This is a genomic window from Microbacterium sp. No. 7 (assembly GCF_001314225.1).
GTDB lineage: Bacteria > Actinomycetota > Actinomycetes > Actinomycetales > Microbacteriaceae > Microbacterium.
On record NZ_CP012697.1, the window covers coordinates 362,900 to 379,928 of the forward strand.

Here is a 17,029-nt window from a genome sequence, read left to right on the forward strand (position 1 = left end):
CCGCGCGCGTCCTGCGCACTTATGCGACAGGTGCCGGTTTTCCGACATTTGTCGTTTACACTGGGTTCCGGCTCGACGATGCGCCGCAGAAACCGACGAAAGGCGCACCATGGCGAACCTTCTCTACCGACTCGCGCGCTTCAGCGCCCGCCGCCCCTGGACCGTCGTCACCGGATGGCTGGTCGCCCTCGCGCTGGCCGCCGGCGCGTTCCTGTCGTTCGGCGGCGCGCTGGCGATGAACCTCAGCATCCCCGGCACCGAGACCGAGCGCGTCAACGACCGCCTCGTGTCGGAGCTGCCCGATCTCGGCGGGGCCACCGGCACGGTCGTGTTCCGCACCGACGACGGCGCCGCGCTCGACGCCGGGCAGCGCGCCGCGATCTCCGCGCTCCTCGACGACGTGCGCGACGTCGATCGCGTCGCCGACGTCGTCGATCCGTTCGCCGCCGACGACGACCGGGCGACGCAGGAGCAGGAGCTGACCGACGGCGCGGCGCAGCTCGACGACGCCCGCGAGCAGATCGCCGACGGCCGTGCCCAGCTCGACGACGCCCAGTCGCAGCTGGATGCCGGACGCGCGCAGGCCGAGGCCGCGGGCATCGCCGAGGCGCTCGCCCCGCTCGACGCGCAGCAGGCGCAGCTCGACGAGGCGAGGACCGCGCTCGACGACGGCGCGGCCGAGCTGGAGGAGCAGGCCGCGACCATCGACGCCGCCCAGCGCCTGCTCGCCGCGTCGGCGACCCTGCGCACGGTCTCGGAGGACCAGAGCACCGCGCTCGCCGCCGTGCTCTTCCAGGACGACCTGTTCAACCTCTCCGACGACGTGAAGAACACGGTCGCCGAGCTGCTCGAGGGCGCCGGGATCGACGGCGTGACCGTCGACTACTCCTCGGAGATCGCCGCCGCCCTCGACGGGCTGATCGGCCCCGGCGAGATCATCGGCGTGCTCCTGGCCGGCCTCGTGCTCGTCATCACCTTCCGCGCCCTGCTGCCGGCCGTGCTGCCGCTCATCTCGTCGGTGATCGGCGTGGGCGTCGGCGTCGCGGGTTCGCTCGCGTTCTCCGACCTCGTGACGATGACCTCGATCACCCCGATCCTCGGCGTCATGCTCGGCCTCGCCGTCGGCATCGACTACGCGCTGTTCATCGTGCACCGTCACCGCCGCCAGCTGCTGCTCGGCATGGAGACGCACGAGTCGATCGGCCTCGCGGGCGGCACGGCGGGCAACGCCGTGGTCTTCGCCGGCACGATCGTGATCATCGCGCTGCTCGCGCTGGGCGTCACCGGCATCCCGTTCCTCGGCGTCATGGGCGCCGTCGGCGCGGCCTGCGTGCTCGTCGCCGTGCTCATGGCGGTGACCTTCGTGCCGGCGCTCCTCGGCCTGGTGAAGCAGCGCGTGCTGAGCCGTCGCGCGCGCACCCGGATCGGCGCCGAGGAGCACGCGCCGGTCCCGCTGAAGCCGATGCGCACCTCGCGCGCGGTGCTCGGGCTCGCCGCCGGCATCATCGGCCTGCTCATCGTCGCGGCGCCCGCGCTGTCGATGCGGCTCGGGCTGCCCGACGGCTCGACCGAGGCGCAGGACTCGACGCAGCACCGGGCGTACACGGCCGTCGCGGAGGAGTTCGGCGCCGGCCTCAACGGCCCCCTGCTCGTCGTCGCCGAGCTGCCCGCCGCCGCGGGCGGCGACGAGCTCGCGATCCAGGCCGAGCTCGCCGAGCTGCTGGCGGGCCAGGCCGACGTCGCCGCCGCGGCCCCGGTGGGGATCTCGGACGACGGCGCGATGATGGCCTTCCAGGTGGTGCCGCGCGAGGGGCCGACGAGCGAGAGCACCGAGGAGCTCGTGCACGCCCTGCGCGCCCTCTCGCCGCTCGACGACGGCACGACGCTCGGCGTCGCCGGCCAGGCCAGCGGCAACATCGACATCTCCGCGAAGCTCGCCGAGGCGCTGCCCCTCTACCTCGTGGTGATCGTCGGGCTGTCGCTGGTGATCCTCGTGCTGGTGTTCCGCTCGATCGTGGTGCCGCTGATCGCGACGGCGGGCTTCGTGCTGTCGCTCTTCGCCGCGCTCGGCGCCGTGACGGCCGTGTACCAGTGGGGCTGGCTGGGTGCGGTGTTCGACGTGCACACCCCGGGGCCGATCCTCAACTTCGCCCCCGTCATCATCCTGGGCGTGCTGTTCGGTCTGGCGATGGACTACCAGCTGTTCCTCGTGTCGGGAATGCGCGAGGCGCACGTGCACGGGGTGCCGGCGCGCGCCGCGGTCATGTCGGGCCTGCGTGCGGGCCGGGCGGTGGTGACGGCGGCCGCGATCATCATGGCGGCCGTGTTCGGCGGCTTCATCTTCTCCCACCTCGGCACGGTGCGCGCGCTCGGCTTCGGGCTCGCGATCGGCGTGCTCTTCGACGCCTTCGTCGTGCGCATGCTCATCGTGCCCGCCGCGATGCACCTCGTGGGGGAGAAGGCGTGGTGGCTGCCGAGGTGGCTCGACCGGATGCTGCCGAACGTCGACATCGAGGGCGCCGCGCTCGAGCGCAGCCATCCCGTGCACGCTCCCGTCGCCGAGCCCGCGGAGCCGGCGCTGCAGCGGTAGCCCGGAGGCCCGCGTCAGGCCGTCGCGCGCGGCACGACGCGGGCCTGCGTCGGCGCGGCGTCGCCGACCGGCAGGCCCAGCAGCTGCCGCGCCGTGCGGATGCCGTGGGCGAAGGTGTCGACGGCGACGCTCGTGAGGGCCGGGCGCCACAGCGCCGCCTCGGGGGCGTCGCCCGAGCCGATCACGGCGAGGTCGGCGGGCACGGGGATGCCGAGGTCGGCCGCCGCGGAGAGCACGGTGAGCGCGAGGGTGTCGCTGAGCGCGGCGACGGCCGTGACCGTGCCGCGCAGCTCGCGCAGGCGGGCGCACGCGTCGGTCGTCGGGCCGAGCGGGAGGATGCGCGTGACGCGCACGCCCGCGCGTTCCGCGGTCTCGTGCAGGTGCGTCGTCATCCGCTCGACGAAGGGCGTGCCGGCATCCGGGACGGCGAGCGCGATACGGTCGTGCCCGCGCTCGGCGAGATAGCCGATCTGCGCCGAGAGCGGCGCCAGCAGGCCGATGCTCCACTCGTCGTCGGGGGCGAGCGGGGCGTCGCCGCGGTACAGGGTCGACAGGTCGAGCACGGCGTGCGGGCGCAGCGCGTCGATCGCGAGCTGTGCGGACGCGCGGTCCTGCGCGCGGCTGACCGACACCAGCAGGCCGTGGCCGGCCGCGCTGAGCTCGCGATCGAGCCCGTCGATGAAGCGCTCGAGGTGCGGCCCCTGCGGCACCGCGCCGACCTCGAGCACGACGAGGCGCGACCGGCCCTCGCGCAGCGCGCGGGCGATCGCGTGCGGCCGGTAGCCGAGGGCGCTCGCCGTCTCGCGCACGCGCTCGCGGGTGGAGTCGGGGATCGTCTGGCCCGCGGTGTCGTTGAGCACGAAGCTGACGGTCGCGCGGGAGACGCCCGCGGCCTTGGCGACGTCCGACATCGTCACGGCTCGCGTCGGCTCGTTCTCGAGGTTGCGCATCGTCCGCCATAGTATGTCACTAACTCGATTTAGCTAGAAAGGAAGCAACGATGCGCGCATGGCAATTCGAGGGCGAGGGGCGACCCATCGCACTGAACGAGGTGCCCGATCCGACGCCCGGTCCCGGCGAGGTCGTCATCGACGTGAAGGCGGCGGGCCTGTGCCATTCCGACATCATGTACATGGAGATCGGCCAGCAGCGGATGCCGTTCCTGCCCATGACCCAGGGGCATGAGAACGCGGGGCTCATCAGTGCGATCGGCGAGGGCGTCACGGGGTGGGAGGTCGGCGACGCCGTGGGCGTGTGCTCGTCGGGTCAGCGCCCTCCGCTGGGCATGTTCACGCACGGCGGGTTCGCCGACCGGCTGGTCGCCGACGCGGTCGACCTCGCGCGCGTGCCCGAGGGGCTCGACCTCTCGCTCGCGGCGCTCGCGACGGATGCCGGCATGACGTCGTACCACGCGATGGCCAAGGCCGGGAAGGCCGGGCCCGGCATGAAGGTGGGCGTCATCGGCTACGGCGGTCTCGGCCAGATCGGCACGCGCATCGGGGTGCTCGCGGGCGCCGAGGTGCACGTCGCCGAGCTCAAGGAGGACGTCTGGGGCCTCGCGCGCGAGGCCGGCGCCGTCGACGTCGTCCACGACGCCGCGGAGTGGGCGGGCAAGGGCTTCGACCTCATCGTCGACTACGCGGGGTTCGACACGGTGCAGAAGGGGCTCGACGCGTTGCGCCTCGGCGGCGTGCACGTGCAGGTCGGGCTGGGCCTGCCCACCTTCACGGTGCAGGCGGCGTCGGTGCTCGGCAAGAGCATCATCGGGTCGCGGGGCGGCACGGTCGGCGACATCGAGGAGGTGTTCGACCTGCTGCTGCGCGGCGAGGTGCAGCCCGTGTACACGGAGATCGCCTTCGAGGAGATCGGCGACGGGCTCGCGCGCCTCGAGGCGGGCAAGGTCACGGGCCGGCTGGTGGCGCGGTTCGGAGGCTGACCGCGCGCGGGAGCCGAGCGCGGTCGGAGCGCTGAGCGCGACGCGAGCGCATCTTTCAGTACCCCCTGGGAATACCCCCAGGGGGTACTGGCGTTATGCTGTCGTGAGTACCCACCGGGGGTATCCAGACGAGAGGACGAGACCATGGCGACGACCCAGTACACCGTGACCGGCATGACGTGCGGGCACTGCGAGATGTCGGTGCGCGAAGAGGTCGGCGCCATCCAGGGCGTCGACGACGTGCGGGTGAGCGCGAAGACGGGCGAGCTCGTCGTCACGGCATCCGCAGAGATCGACGACGCCGCCGTGCTCGCCGCGGTCGAGGAGGCCGGCTACTCCGCCGTGCGGGCATGATGAGCGCGACGCAGGCCCCCGCGACGCCGTCGCCCTCGACGCAGCGGCCCGCGATCCTGCGGCCGGGCGACTGGAACGCCGCGACCCGGCTCGGCGCGTTCGCCGTCGCCGCGATCGTGGTGTTCGGGGCGGCGTTCGGCATCGCCTCGGCCGTCGCGCCCGGCGGCCCCGCGGCCCCGCCGCAGCCCGGCACGCACGACGCGCCGAGCCACTGAGCGCGCCCCGCTGAGCACATGCCACGGGCACGCCACCGAGCGGGAACGACCCCGCGTGCGCGGGCATGGACCACGAATGAGAGGGAGTGAGCGGGAGTGACTGCTCCGGCATCCACCTATGAGCTCGAGATCGGCGGCATGACGTGCGCGTCGTGCGCGAACCGCATCGAGCGCAAGCTGAACAAGCTCGACGGCGTCGAGGCGACCGTCAACTACGCGACCGAGAAGGCGAAGGTCAGCGTGCCCGCGGGCTACGACCCCGCGCTGCTCATCGCCGAGGTCGAGAAGACCGGCTACACGGCGGCGCTGCCGCAGGCCGAGAAGGAGGATGCCGCCGGCGACCCCGAGCTCGACGCGCTGCGCACCCGGCTCGTCGTGTCGGTGCTGCTCACGGTGCCGGTCATCGCGATGGCGATGATCCCCGCGCTGCAGTTCACGTACTGGCAGTGGGCGTCGCTGACGCTCGCGGCGCCCGTGATCGTGTGGGGCGCGTGGCCGTTCCACCGGGCCGCGTGGGCGAACCTGCGGCACGGCACCGCGACGATGGACACGCTCATCTCGATGGGCACCCTCGCGGCGTTCCTGTGGTCGCTGTACGCGCTGTTCCTCGGCACGGCGGGCATGCCCGGCATGACGCACGGGTTCGACCTGACGCTGCAGGCGTCGGACGGCGCCGCCAACATCTACCTCGAGGTCGGCGCGGGCGTGACGATGTTCATCCTCGCCGGCCGCTACTTCGAGAAGCGCTCCAAGCGCCAGGCGGGCGCCGCGCTGCGCGCCCTGCTGGAGCTCGGCGCGAAGGACGTGTCGGTGCTGCGCGACGGCGTCGAGGTCTCGGTGCCCGTGGGCGAGTTGAAGGTCGGTGACGAGTTCGTCGTGCGGCCCGGCGAGAAGATCGCGACCGACGGGGTCGTGACCTCGGGCACGTCGGCGATCGACGCGTCGATGATCACGGGCGAGTCGGTGCCCGTCGAAGTCGCCCCGGGAGATGCCGTGACCGGCGCGACCGTCAACGCGGGCGGCCGGCTCGTCGTGCGCGCGACGCGCGTCGGCGCCGACACGCAGCTCGCGCAGATGGCGCGGCTGGTCGAGGAGGCGCAGGCCGGCAAGGCCGAGGTGCAGCGGCTCGCCGATCGCATCTCGGGCGTGTTCGTGCCGATCGTGATCCTCGTCGCGGTGGCGACGCTGGGCGGGTGGCTGGGCGCGGGATTCCCGGCATCCGCCGCGTTCACGGCCGCCGTCGCGGTGCTCGTGATCGCGTGCCCGTGCGCGCTGGGCCTCGCGACGCCCACGGCCCTGCTGGTCGGCACGGGCCGGGGCGCGCAGCTCGGCGTCCTCATCAAGGGGCCCGAGGTACTGGAGTCGACGCGCCGCATCGACACGGTCGTGCTCGACAAGACGGGCACGGTCACGACGGGCCGCATGACGCTCGTCGACGTCGTCGCCGAGCCCGGCACGGATGCCGCCGACCTGCTGCGCCTCGCCGGCGCCCTGGAGAACGCCTCGGAGCACCCCATCGCCCAGGCCATCGCCCGCGCCGCGGCGGCCCCCTCGCCCGAGGGCGCTGGTCATTCTCGCGAGGGTGGCACTTCCGCTCGCGAGGGTGCTGGTTATTCTCGCGAGGGTGCTAGTTCTGCCCGCGAGGGTGCCACTTCCGCCCGCGAGGGTGCCACTTCCGCTCGCGACGGTGCCACGTCCGCCCGCGAGGGTGCCCTTCCCGCCCCCGAGGGCTTCCAGAACGTCGAGGGCAAGGGCGTCACGGGCGTCGTGGACGGCCACGCGGTCGTCGTCGGCCGCGAGTCGCTGCTCGCCGATTGGGCGCTGCGTCTGAGCCCCGAGGTCGCGGCCGCGAAGGCACGCGCCGAGGGCGAGGGCAAGACCGTCGTCGCCGTGGGATGGGACGGCGCGGCCCGCGGCATCCTCGTCGTCGCCGACACCGTCAAGCCGACGAGCGCGCAGGCGATCGCCGAGCTCAGGGGCCTCGGGCTGACGCCCGTGCTGCTGACGGGCGACAACGCCGCCGTCGCGCAGCAGATCGCGGCCGAGGTAGGGATCGAGCGCGTGATCGCCGAGGTGCTGCCGCACGACAAGGTCGACGTCGTCGCCGGGCTGCAGGCCGAGGGACGCGTCGTCGCGATGATCGGCGACGGCGTGAACGACGCGCCGGCGCTCGCCCGCGCCGACCTCGGCATCGCGATGGGCACGGGCACCGACGTGGCGATCGAGGCGAGCGACATCACGCTCGTGCGCGGCGACCTGCGCGGCGCCGTGGACGCCATCCGCCTGTCGCGCCGCACCCTCGGCACGATCAAGGGCAATCTCTTCTGGGCGTTCGCATACAACGTCGCGGCGATCCCGATCGCGGCGCTGGGACTGCTGAACCCCATGCTCGCGGGCGCGGCGATGGCGTTCTCGAGCGTGTTCGTGGTGGGCAACAGCCTGCGGCTGCGCGGGTTCCGGAGCGTGACGGGAGGTCGGGCATGAGCGAGCACGAGCACGTGGCGGATCGCGTGGCTGAGCGGGCGGAGGAGCACGCGCACCACGGGTACATCAGCGACAAGGAGCGGTACCTCGCGCGGCTGAGGCGCATCGAGGGTCAGGCGCGCGGCATCTCGCGCATGGTCGACGAGGAGAAGTACTGCATCGACATCCTCACCCAGATCAGCGCCCTCACGAGCGCGCTCGAGGCCGTCGCCCTGGGCCTGCTCGACGACCACCTCAAGCACTGCGTGCTGGATGCCGCGCGCTCGGGCGGCCCCGACGCCGAGGCGAAGCTCGCCGAGGCGTCGGCCGCGATCGCGCGGCTGGTGCGGTCGTAGGACGGCGTCGACGACCTGCCGACGACAGGTTTTGACTGCGTGATGGAAGAGGCCTAGTCTAAGAGGCGTTAGTGTTGACATGCCGCTGAACGCGGCGATGGGGGGATGAACATGAAGCGTCGATACGGTGTGGCTGCGGCCGGTCTGCTGTCGTTCGGGCTGGTGCTCGGCGGTGCGGCAGCCGCGAACGCGGCGGTCTCCGTCGGTGGCGGCGAGTGGGACTACGGCACGGACTGGAACACGGTGTATTCGAAGTACAACCACTTCTCCAAGTCGCACAGCGCCACCGCCTGCAACGGGATGGGCATCTGCGCGTATTCCGAGAAGCGGCCGTCCGTCTGGGCCAACGCGGTCATCGGCAAGGTTCCCTTCTCGGGAAACACCAGTGCCTACTGGAACGCCTGGTGGTGAGCACGCCCCGTCTCGTCGAACGGACAGGATGCCGCGCTGCGGCTCGCGCGCGTGACCGGCTGCGTGACCCGATGAGGGGGCAGGCAGATGGCTAGGGCCGTCCCCTCTCGGGGGCGAAAAGCCCTCGCCGTCATTGCCGTCGTCGTTCTGGGCGGGATGCTCGTCGCCTGCGCATCCGGCGATCCGGCGCCGGCCGCACAGGTGCCGGATGCCGAGGCGTCTCCCGTCAGCGGATATGACGGACCGGTTCCCGAGTTCTCAGGCCCGTGGGCCGACGAGTTCGCGTCGTCCTACCGGAAGTCGACGTCCGATTTCGAGCGGGCGGCCCTTGAGGACGGCGAGATCTCGGATGCCGAGTACGTCGAGCTGCAGGAGCGCTTTCGCACCTGCCTCGCGGAGGGGAACATCGCCTTCACCGAGTTCAATCCCGACGGATCGTTCCAGTACCAGTTGCTCGGCGGCACGAGTCCCGACGAGGGCAACGAGGTCGTGACCGCGTGCGCGGTCTCCTCGGGACAGCGGACGCTGGGATTCCTCTACGTGGAGGCGCACCGCAATCCGCAGAAGCTCGTCGAGGCGGAGTTGATCGCCGCCTGCCTGGTGGAGCAGGGAGCCGTGGAGAAGGGATACACGGCCGACGACTACATGCGCGGTTCGTTCCCCTTCGTCGACGAGGAGAAGGGCGAGGAGCTGCTGGACTACTGCTCCGCGGACCCGCTCGGTCTCCTCGGCATGAAGGCGTCTGACTTCGCGGAGTGACGGGGGGCGCATTGAACGCCTTTCAGATCGCGTTTCGGGTGCACGTCGTCGCAATGCCGAGCACACGACCGGCCCCGCTCGACCGGCTGACGAACAACGAACGAGAGAAGCTCAGGTGACGGCGTTCTCGCGATGGACGGCCGGGGCGCTCGTCGTGCTGGCCGTGTGCGTGGGATGACGAGGGTGTTCTGGTCACCATTCACCCGTCCGCTTCAGCGGGTCGAAGGTGCAGTTCGCCGCAACGCCGCTTGCCAGAAGTCGTGGGTCGTCTCTGTCGTACCACGACTGCAAGTCGGCCACGGTGAAGGATGGCTCCACGACCTGCTCGGTGATCAGGCACTGCACGGCCAGTTCATCCATATCCGCGTTGTCAGGGTTGATGAGTAGGGCGGTGTAGAGAGTCTCGATCTGCGTGAGTCCGCTATCGTCGGAACATTGCCTCACTAGATCGTGGATATCTGCGTCGCTCCTCCCCTTGGGCGGTGTGACGCTCAGGCCGCCTCGCATAAAGTGCTCTACGTCTGAAAAACCGGCAGATTCCAGACACGCCTTATTGAGCTGCTGAGTCTCAGCCAGGTTGGCATCCGTGATCTCCCCTTGGGCAAGGATGCTCCGGATAAAATCGGACGGAGCGTCCGTGTATGCCTGAGAGAATTCTGCTGCCCAGGGGCCGGAGAACTCCGGCCCCTGGGCAGCAGAATTCGATGTGTCGTGCGGCGAGACGGGAACTTGTGCGGTACACGCGGAAAGGGCCGCAGTCAGTATCATCGGGAAGAATCCCGTCGTGATCCACCGTGACCGTGTCGAGGTGGGGTGTCTCGGGGAACCAGCGCGTCTCATGCCCAGTAGTCGTATGCGCTGTACTTCCAGTTCGTGTAGCACGTCGTCAACTGTGACCGCATGCCCGTCGCTGCCTTGTTGCCCCAGATGATCTTGTCGCCGACCTTCTCATAGTACTGGCTGCGTGAACATGTCACAGCCTTGGAGTAGCCTCCGGTACCCCTGGTACTGGCCTCCACTTTGCATGCAGCCGCATGAGCTTCAGAAGCGCCGGCTCCTGTCGTGGCAGCGCTTGCGGTGATAAACCCCGCGAGCAAGGTTGCGGCCAGCAGCGTGTACGCAGATTTCTTGACGAGCCTCGTCATTATCCCCCCATTTATTTATCCTTAGCGCGATTTCCCGCTAAGCTGATGCGAGCGTACATCGATATGTTGCGGAAGGGCAAGTCAACGCTTGTCGCGAGCGGCGGGCAGGATGTGGTGTTAAAGAACCCGGGGGGATTCAGAAATGCGCGCGTTCTCGCGATGGACGGCCGGGGCGCTCGTCGTGCTGGCCGTGTGCGCCGCGGGCGTGGCCGTCGGCGCCTGGCTCTTCGCGCCGGTCGTCCCGGGCCAGCTCGCATCGTCGGATGCCGTCGGCGGCACGGCGCCCGTGACCAGCCGGACCGTCGACGACCGGCGCACCGTCGAGCTCGTCCTGGAGGTCGAGACGCCGCTGCCGCTGCTGTCTCCGGCATCCGGGACGGTCACGGCCACGACATGCGGGCCGGGCGCCGCGCTCACGTCGGGGGAGTCGAGCCTGAGCGTCGACGGTGCCCGGATCGTGAGCCTGGCGACCTCCGTGCCGCTGTGGCGAGACCTCACCATCACCGACCGGGGCGATGACGTCGCCGCCCTGCAGACGGAGCTGAGCCGGCTGGGGTACCCCGTCACGGCCGATGGCGTGATGGGCCCCGTGACGCTCGCCTCGGCCGCCGACCTGCTCGGGCTGACCGGTGCGAGCGCGCGGGAGTACGCGACCATCCGGGCCGCGTCGTTCCTGTGGCTCCCGGCTCCGAGCGTCGCCGTGCGCACGTGCGAGGCGGGCCTCACCTCACGGGTCGACGCCGGCTCGGCGCTCTACACCCTCGACGACGCCCTGACCAGCGCGCGGATCGCGACCGTGCCGACCGATGCGGTGCCGGGCCCGCGCGTGCTCGTCCTCGACGACCGGACGATCGCCGTGGACGAGGAAGGCGAGGTCGCCGGCGACGAGGCGCGGGCCGCGCTCCAGGCGACGCGCACGTTCGCGACGTGGCGCGACGCCTCCGATCGCACGCAGCCGCTGACCGCCGCCTACGTCCTCGCCGCGCAGGTGGAGGCGTCGTCGCTCCCGCCCTCCGCCGTCTACGGCCTCGACGGTGCGGCGGGCTGCGTGCGCACGGATGCCGGGGTGCGCGCCGTCTCGGTCGTCTCGTCGCAGCTCGGCCAGACGCTCGTCACCTTCGACGACGGTGAGCCGGCGCCGGCATCCGTCGTCGTCTCTCCCGCGGAAGAGCTGCCGTGCAGGTAGAGCTGGCGAACGTGGGGCACCGGTTCGCGGGCGGGCCGTGGCTCTTCCGCGGACTCGACGTCACGTTGTCGAGCGGCCGGGTCTACGCGCTCATCGGCCCCTCGGGCTCGGGCAAGAGCACGCTGCTGAGCATCCTGGCGGGCTGGGTCTCGCCCGTCGAGGGCGACGTGCGCACGGGCGCGGTGAAGCGGGTCGGCTGGGTGTTCCAGAACCCCCACGGCGTGGCCCGCCGCAGCGTCGTCGACCATGTCGCGCTGCCGTTCCTGGGGCGTGGCCTCGCCCCGCGGGATGCCGAGCTCGAGGCGGTCGCGCTGCTGGAGACCTTCGGCCTCGCCGCCGTCAGGGACCAGTCGTTCATGTCGCTGTCGGGCGGTGAGGGTCAGCGGCTCATGCTCGCGCGCGGCATCGCCGCGAAGCCCGACCTGTTCCTCATCGACGAGCCGACGGCGCAGCTCGACATCCGCACGAGTCGCGAGGTGAACAGGTCGATCACGGCACTCGCCGGGCCGGCCACGATCGTCGTCGTCGCGACGCACGACGAGGGGACGCGGGACGCGTGCACGGACGTCATCGACCTCGCCCGCGCGCAGCACGTCGATGCGGGGCGATGAGGGCGGCAGGGGCCATGAGCGCGGACGCGAGGGGCGCGGACGCGAGGGGCGCGGTGCGATGAGGCCCGCCGGCATCTGGCGCGAGGCGTGCCGCAACATCGTCTCGGGCACGACGCGCCTCGTGCTGTTCGCGACGCTCCTGGGCCTCGCGGTCGGCTCCCTCGTGGTCGTGGACCTGCTGCAGATCCGCACGTTCACCGACGCGGCGCAGGCCTATCAGCGCTCCGGCGCGTCGATCGCCGTGCTCGAGGCGCCGCAGCACATCGACGGCGCCGCGTGTCAGGCGCTCGCCGACATCGAGGGCGTGCGCGCAGCCGGCGCCGTGCGGGCGGAGGAGAGGCGGCTGACGCTCTCGGCTCTGCCGGGCGCGCCCGTGCCGGTCTCGTCGGTGACCGCCGGCTTCGCGGAGCTGCTCGGCGCCGACGTCGACCCCGGCGCGGGCGTCTACCTGTCCGACCAGGTCGCCGAGGCCATCCAGGCCGCGCCCGGCGGAGAGATCGCCACGCACGACGGACCGGTGCGCGTCGTGGGCGTGTACGCGTACCCGAGCGACGGCCGCATGCCCGGCTACGGCTACATGGCCCTCGTCCCGGTGAACGACGGCGGCCCGTTCGACGCGTGCTGGGCCGACGTCTGGCCGCAGTCCGACGGCATCCCCTCGCTGCTCTACACCGCCCTGTCGCCCATCGCCGCGGGCGCCGACGTGCAGGTGTCGCTGGGGCAGCTGAACGCCACGCTGGGCACGCGGTTCAGCGGCGCGGCCGACTTCGAGGGGCGTCTCACGAGGTTCGCGCCGCTCGCCGCCGGGCTCGTCGCCCTCGCGCTCGGATTCCTCGCGCTCCGGCTGCGCCGCCTGGAGATCGCCTCGAACCTGCACGCCGGCATCGCCCGCGCCGACCAGCGCGGCATCCTCGCCGTCGAGACGGCGGCCTGGATCGCCGTCGCCGTGCTGCTCGCGGAATCCGCGATCGTCGTGACGATCGCCGCCGACCCGGCCGCCGACCGTGCCGCCCTGCTGCTCATCGCGCAGCGTGCGGTCTTCGCCGCCGTCGTCGGCGCCACGGCGGGCGCCCTCACCGCGTGGCTGCTCACCCGCGAACGACACCTCTTCCGGTACTTCAAGGGGCGTTGAGGGCTAGGCTCCACCCGCGTCCGTCACCCCGAGAGTGCATCTGGCGGCCGAGACGGCATCCGGGACCCGCACTCTCGTCTGGCGGATGCCGTCTCGTCCGGCGGATGCATTCTCGGCGCGCGGGTGCGGTCTCGTCCGGCGGGTGCGGTCTCGTCCGGCGGGTGCGGTCTCGTCCGGGAGGTGCGGTCTCGGCGGGCGGATGCCGCCGGGGGGCGTTACGCGGCTGCGGGCAGGCGCGCGGCTTCGGCGTCGGGCTCCGCGCCGCCGGCGGTGCGGAAGTGGCCGATCACGGCGAGCAGCAGGCCGCCGACGGCCCAGGCGGCGAGGACGAGCCAGGGGCCGGAGGCATCGGCATCCGGGAAGTACGACAGGTTCCGCACGAGCGTCGCGGAGGCTCCGGGCGGGAACCACTGGCCGATCGCGCCCCACGAGCCCGGCAGGTAGGAGGCGGGCAGCGCGGCCCCCGAGATCGGGTTCGCGAACAGCATCATGACGACGGGTCCCACGGCGATGCCCGCGCGCCCGATGAGCGCAACGAAGCCCACGATGGGGGCGGCGATCGCTGCGAGAGCGAGCGTGAACGCGGCGGTGTTGAGCCAGTAGTCGCCCTGCAGCGCGCCGAACCAGCCCTGCAGGATGCCGGTGAGCGCGACCCCGCCGACCACGGCGTACACGACCACGCCGAGCACCCGGCGGAACGACCCGACGACGAGCAGCGAGATCGCGATGCCGCCGATCATGCCGCCCAGCAGCAGCGGGAAGAACGCGGCGTTCATGCCGAGCCCGTTGGCGTCGTTCTCGGCGAACGGCACGACGTCGGTCACGACGAGCGTCGGGGGCGCGACGGGCTGACCGGATGCCGCGGACGCCGCCTGCGCCTGCGCTGCGAGCGCCCCCTGCAGGGGCTCGGCGAGCTGCCGCACGACCGCCGCCGACGCGCCCGCCGCCGAGGCGGTGAGCAGCTCGGGGCTCTCGCCCAGCACGATCGCCCCGACGGCGTCGCGCGTGCGGATGGCGTCGACGGCGGCATCCCGGTCGGCGACGGGCTGCAGGCCGAACAGGTCGTCCGACCTCTCGCCCAGCTGCGCCGACAGGGCGGTCACCGCCTGCTCGGGGCCGGCGATCGCGACGGGGATGTCGCGGGGCTCGGCCGTGATCGCGGGCCACGAGAAGGCGAGCACGACGACGGAGACGAGGGCCGCGAGGAGCACGGCGATGCCGGCGACGCGGCCGAGCGGGGTGTGCGGCGTGTGCCGGGATGCGGGCGCGGGAGCCATGGCGGGCGACCTTTCGCGGAGAATAAAAAGAGAATGTTCGTTCTTTTTATCACGGTATCCGCGTGACGCCAACCGCCTACGCTGGGTGCATGCCGAAGGTCTCCGACGCGCACCGCGCCGCTCGCCGCGACGAGATCATCGACGCCGCGCTGCGCTGCGTGGCGCGCGACGGCTACCGCGGCACGTCGATCGCCGCCGTGATCCAGGAGTCGGGGCTGTCGGCCGGCGCGATCTACGGCCACTTCTCCGGCAAGCAGGAACTGCTCGTCGCGGTCGCCGAGCGCGTGCTCGACGCGCGCGCGGCCGATCTCGCCGCCGCGCATCGCGACGGTGAGCCCCTGTCACCGGGGGAGATCATGGCCACCGTCGTACGCGGACTGCGCGACGAGAAGGTCTCGGTGGCGATGCCGCAGGTGTGGGCCGAGGCCGCCGTCGACGACGAGATCCGCGCCGTCGCGCAGCGCATCCTCGGCCGGGTCCGCGGCATCGTGTGCGCCGAGCTCGTGGCGTGGGCGTCGGCCGTGCCGGGACGGGTCGACGGCGACCCCGCCGCGTGGGCCGAGCGCGTCGTGCCCGCGCTGCTCGCCGCCGTGCCGGGATTCGTCGTGCAGCGCGCCGTGCTGCCCGACTTCGACGAGGACGCCTACATCGCCGCGCTCGCGGAGGCCTACCGGCGCTGACCGCCCGGCATGGCGCGCCGGGTCGGGGCGCCGGATCGCGGTTCGGGTTCGCCGGCCGTGTCCCTGATGCCGGCTTCGGTGTCGTGTGCGCAGGCGGCGGGTCGGCAGGAAAGGGGCCGGCAGAACCGCCCGGCCGAGCAGCTCGGTCGTCGAGGAGCCGGCGGCGGACGCCGGCCTCAGACGAGTGCGGTGAGCGTGGCGTAGGCGACGACCGCGCCCATGACGGTGAGGAGGACGAGGATCATCCAGACGTGCATCCCGCCGATCTCGTGGAGGTACCAGGGAGTCCGGTAGGCGTCCCGTACGGGACGCTGTCTCCGGGTGTGCTTGCTCGTGCGATGTCGGTTGCTCATGCCTGTCTTCTGTGTCTGCGTGTCTGCGTGTCTCGGTCTGGGGCGGCACATCGTGCTCGGGATGGTCCGCGTGTGGCTTCCTGCGTGCAGGCGCCGGTTCGCACCCGCGGGGGCGCATCCGCCATCGAGAAGGATGTGAGCCGGTGGTCCGACAGGCGGTGCCTCTTCGTATGCCATGCTCACGGTGCCCGGGGCGAGCAAGCGCCTTCGGGCCGCATCTTGACGGCCCTGTGTGCGATCGCGACGGCTCCACGCCCTCGGCCGGTGCCGGAGGCGCAGCCGGTGGGGGAGGCGCAGCCCGTGGGCCACGGCCCGGTCTCATGATCCTCGCGAGGGTGCCAGTAGTTCTTGCGGGGGTGCTACTTATCTTCGCGAGGGTGCTACTTGTTCTCGCGGGGGTGCTTTCGTGCTCACGGCGAAAGCACCCCCGCGAGAGTTCGGCTGGCTCGGCGCCTTCGGCATCATGCTCACGGTCGTGTGGCTCTACGTCGAGATCCTGCGCATCCTCGTCATCCTCCGCGGCAACGACTGACGCGACACACGAGAGGGGCCGCCCAGCCGAAATGCGGTCACCCGATGTGGTTTTCTCTGTCAGCCCTGCCCTGGGCTCAGATCCCCGCGGGCCGGTACGTGGACACCGGCCACGGATGGCGGGCTCACCGGGCGGTGCAGATCGTGACCGCGCCCGACCAACGAAAAACCGACCTTCGTTTGATCCTTGCTGCATCTGCCCGGTTGCTCTTGTCGAAAATGCGGATCGACGCCTATGAGGCCCTCAGAGAGGGCGGCCTCAGTCGTTTCCGAGTGTGTAGGAAAACCCAGACTGGGCAGGAGTTTTCTGGCGACATCATCATCGCCGGATTCCGCAGAGGAGATATGGGCGCGGTTGACGGACGAAGTGAGGGCGTGCTTGGCTGAGCACGCTGATGTGTTCGTCGTGCCGATCGGATTTCCGTTGGCAGAGTCGCGAGAGCATCGGCATTCACATCTCTTGCCGGGGGGCGTTGTGCGTAGATTGCGTGTGTTCGTAGCCGGGGTGTTGTCGTTCGGACTGACGGGCGTACGGGCGTGGAACGCGTCGATCTCTTTCTGATGTCGCGGCGTTTCCGCGGCGTCGGGTCAGTGCTCTTGGCGGTCTCCTTGCTCGCGGGATGCCACGCGGTCGACACCATCGAGAAGCCCGTCGAAACCACCGACGTGCCGGTCGACGCGACCGAGAGGCCTGCCGAAACCGTGCGGCCGGATACCGTCGAATGCCCGCGTGTCGCTGATGTGTCGCAACAGGCCACGCGGGCCGATCTCCAGGCCTATCGCGACAGCGCCGTACCCCTGTGCGCAGGGGAGTCGCCGACGGCGGCGGAGGCATGGCTGTCTGATGGGGTCATCGAGGCGATGGCGGTCGATGGCCCTCCCCTTCCGTTCAAGGCGGTGGTCGAGGAGGGCGGCGAGCCCGTCTACTGCGACGTCGCGCCGGATGTCCAGGCGGTGCGCGTGGGCGGCGAATGGCGGCGGATCCGCAGCCTCATGTGCGGCATGGTCGCGCCGACGGGGTAGGCGACCG

19 protein-coding genes and 1 pseudogene are annotated in these 17,029 nt (G+C 71.5%); 15 read left to right on the forward strand and 5 right to left on the reverse strand.

What is annotated here, in order from left to right:
* Positions 1 to 109: 109 nt before the first annotated feature.
* Entirely contained in the window at positions 110 to 2,590 is a 2,481-nt protein-coding gene (locus AOA12_RS01575; RefSeq protein ID WP_054679210.1) for an MMPL family transporter, read from the forward strand.
* A gap of 14 nt (positions 2,591 to 2,604) precedes the next feature.
* Here the strand turns inward: AOA12_RS01575 and AOA12_RS01580 are convergent, their stop codons facing one another.
* On the reverse strand, positions 2,605 to 3,540 hold the full coding sequence (locus AOA12_RS01580; RefSeq protein ID WP_054679213.1) for a LacI family DNA-binding transcriptional regulator: 936 nt from the start codon (positions 3,538 to 3,540) through the stop codon (positions 2,605 to 2,607).
* Positions 3,541 to 3,590: 50 nt separating this feature from the next.
* Between AOA12_RS01580 and AOA12_RS01585 the strand changes: the two genes are divergently transcribed.
* The 7 genes from AOA12_RS01585 (at position 3,591) to AOA12_RS01615 (ending at position 9,084) form a co-directional block, all read left to right on the forward strand.
* Positions 3,591 to 4,526, forward strand: coding sequence for an alcohol dehydrogenase catalytic domain-containing protein (locus tag AOA12_RS01585; RefSeq protein ID WP_054679217.1), 936 nt, complete (start codon positions 3,591 to 3,593; stop codon positions 4,524 to 4,526).
* Between the two features lie 144 nt (positions 4,527 to 4,670).
* A complete protein-coding gene (locus AOA12_RS01590) occupies positions 4,671 to 4,880 on the forward strand; it encodes a heavy-metal-associated domain-containing protein (RefSeq protein WP_054679220.1) in 210 nt (69 codons plus the stop codon).
* Positions 4,877 to 5,095, forward strand: coding sequence for a hypothetical protein (locus AOA12_RS01595; RefSeq protein WP_156366348.1), 219 nt, complete (start codon positions 4,877 to 4,879; stop codon positions 5,093 to 5,095). The genes AOA12_RS01590 and AOA12_RS01595 overlap by 4 nt, the downstream gene beginning before the upstream one ends.
* 138 nt (positions 5,096 to 5,233) lie before the next feature.
* Complete coding sequence (locus AOA12_RS01600) at positions 5,234 to 7,579, forward strand: heavy metal translocating P-type ATPase (RefSeq protein WP_054686740.1); 2,346 nt, start codon at positions 5,234 to 5,236, stop codon at positions 7,577 to 7,579.
* Entirely contained in the window at positions 7,576 to 7,914 is a 339-nt protein-coding gene (locus AOA12_RS01605) for a metal-sensitive transcriptional regulator (protein WP_054679227.1), read from the forward strand. The genes AOA12_RS01600 and AOA12_RS01605 overlap by 4 nt, the downstream gene beginning before the upstream one ends.
* Positions 7,915 to 8,019: 105 nt before the next feature.
* Positions 8,020 to 8,325, forward strand: a complete 306-nt coding sequence (locus tag AOA12_RS01610; protein WP_054679230.1) for a lactococcin 972 family bacteriocin — start codon at positions 8,020 to 8,022, stop codon at positions 8,323 to 8,325.
* Between the two features lie 87 nt (positions 8,326 to 8,412).
* On the forward strand, positions 8,413 to 9,084 hold the full coding sequence (locus AOA12_RS01615; protein ID WP_156366349.1) for a hypothetical protein: 672 nt from the start codon (positions 8,413 to 8,415) through the stop codon (positions 9,082 to 9,084).
* 192 nt (positions 9,085 to 9,276) lie between these two features.
* Here the strand turns inward: AOA12_RS01615 and AOA12_RS22920 are convergent, their stop codons facing one another.
* Together AOA12_RS22920 and AOA12_RS22925 are read right to left on the reverse strand one after the other, a co-directional pair.
* Positions 9,277 to 9,852: a hypothetical protein gene (locus AOA12_RS22920; RefSeq protein ID WP_156366350.1), complete on the reverse strand. Its 576-nt coding sequence runs from the start codon at positions 9,850 to 9,852 to the stop codon at positions 9,277 to 9,279.
* 68 nt (positions 9,853 to 9,920) lie between these two features.
* Positions 9,921 to 10,061 carry a hypothetical protein gene (locus AOA12_RS22925; RefSeq protein WP_156366351.1) on the reverse strand — a complete coding sequence of 47 codons (141 nt, stop codon included), beginning with the start codon at positions 10,059 to 10,061 and terminating at the stop codon, positions 9,921 to 9,923.
* A 310-nt stretch (positions 10,062 to 10,371) separates the two neighbouring features.
* On the opposite strand from AOA12_RS22925, the gene AOA12_RS01625 reads away from it, so the two are divergent.
* From AOA12_RS01625 to AOA12_RS01635, 3 genes are read left to right on the forward strand one after another with little or no spacing between them, the layout of a single operon-like run.
* The gene (locus AOA12_RS01625) at positions 10,372 to 11,415 is read left to right on the forward strand and encodes a peptidoglycan-binding domain-containing protein (protein WP_054679238.1); all 1,044 of its coding nucleotides are present in this window, start codon (positions 10,372 to 10,374) and stop codon (positions 11,413 to 11,415) included.
* On the forward strand, positions 11,406 to 12,026 hold the full coding sequence (locus tag AOA12_RS01630) for an ATP-binding cassette domain-containing protein (protein WP_054679241.1): 621 nt from the start codon (positions 11,406 to 11,408) through the stop codon (positions 12,024 to 12,026). The genes AOA12_RS01625 and AOA12_RS01630 overlap by 10 nt, the downstream gene beginning before the upstream one ends.
* A gap of 58 nt (positions 12,027 to 12,084) precedes the next feature.
* Positions 12,085 to 13,158, forward strand: coding sequence for a hypothetical protein (locus AOA12_RS01635; protein ID WP_156366352.1), 1,074 nt, complete (start codon positions 12,085 to 12,087; stop codon positions 13,156 to 13,158).
* Between the two features lie 215 nt (positions 13,159 to 13,373).
* On the opposite strand, the gene AOA12_RS01640 is transcribed toward AOA12_RS01635, so the two are convergent.
* Positions 13,374 to 14,435 (reverse strand): hypothetical protein, encoded by a 1,062-nt coding sequence (locus AOA12_RS01640; protein WP_054679247.1) that lies wholly within the window; start codon positions 14,433 to 14,435, stop codon positions 13,374 to 13,376.
* An 89-nt stretch (positions 14,436 to 14,524) separates the two neighbouring features.
* Here AOA12_RS01640 and AOA12_RS01645 point away from each other — a divergent pair, with 89 nt between their 5' ends.
* Complete coding sequence (locus AOA12_RS01645) at positions 14,525 to 15,115, forward strand: TetR/AcrR family transcriptional regulator (protein ID WP_054679250.1); 591 nt, start codon at positions 14,525 to 14,527, stop codon at positions 15,113 to 15,115.
* 176 nt (positions 15,116 to 15,291) lie between these two features.
* Here the strand turns inward: AOA12_RS01645 and AOA12_RS22930 are convergent, their stop codons facing one another.
* Positions 15,292 to 15,468 (reverse strand): hypothetical protein, encoded by a 177-nt coding sequence (locus AOA12_RS22930; protein WP_156366353.1) that lies wholly within the window; start codon positions 15,466 to 15,468, stop codon positions 15,292 to 15,294.
* A 427-nt stretch (positions 15,469 to 15,895) separates the two neighbouring features.
* Here AOA12_RS22930 and AOA12_RS22455 point away from each other — a divergent pair.
* The 3 genes and pseudogenes from AOA12_RS22455 to AOA12_RS01655 form a co-directional block, all read left to right on the forward strand.
* Positions 15,896 to 16,000: pseudogene (locus AOA12_RS22455) on the forward strand (Bax inhibitor-1/YccA family membrane protein); the annotation flags it as partial.
* 143 nt (positions 16,001 to 16,143) lie between these two features.
* The gene (locus AOA12_RS01650) at positions 16,144 to 16,386 is read left to right on the forward strand and encodes a hypothetical protein (protein ID WP_156366354.1); all 243 of its coding nucleotides are present in this window, start codon (positions 16,144 to 16,146) and stop codon (positions 16,384 to 16,386) included.
* Positions 16,387 to 16,536: 150 nt separating this feature from the next.
* Positions 16,537 to 17,022: a hypothetical protein gene (locus AOA12_RS01655; RefSeq protein WP_156366355.1), complete on the forward strand. Its 486-nt coding sequence runs from the start codon at positions 16,537 to 16,539 to the stop codon at positions 17,020 to 17,022.
* Positions 17,023 to 17,029 lie beyond the last annotated feature (7 nt).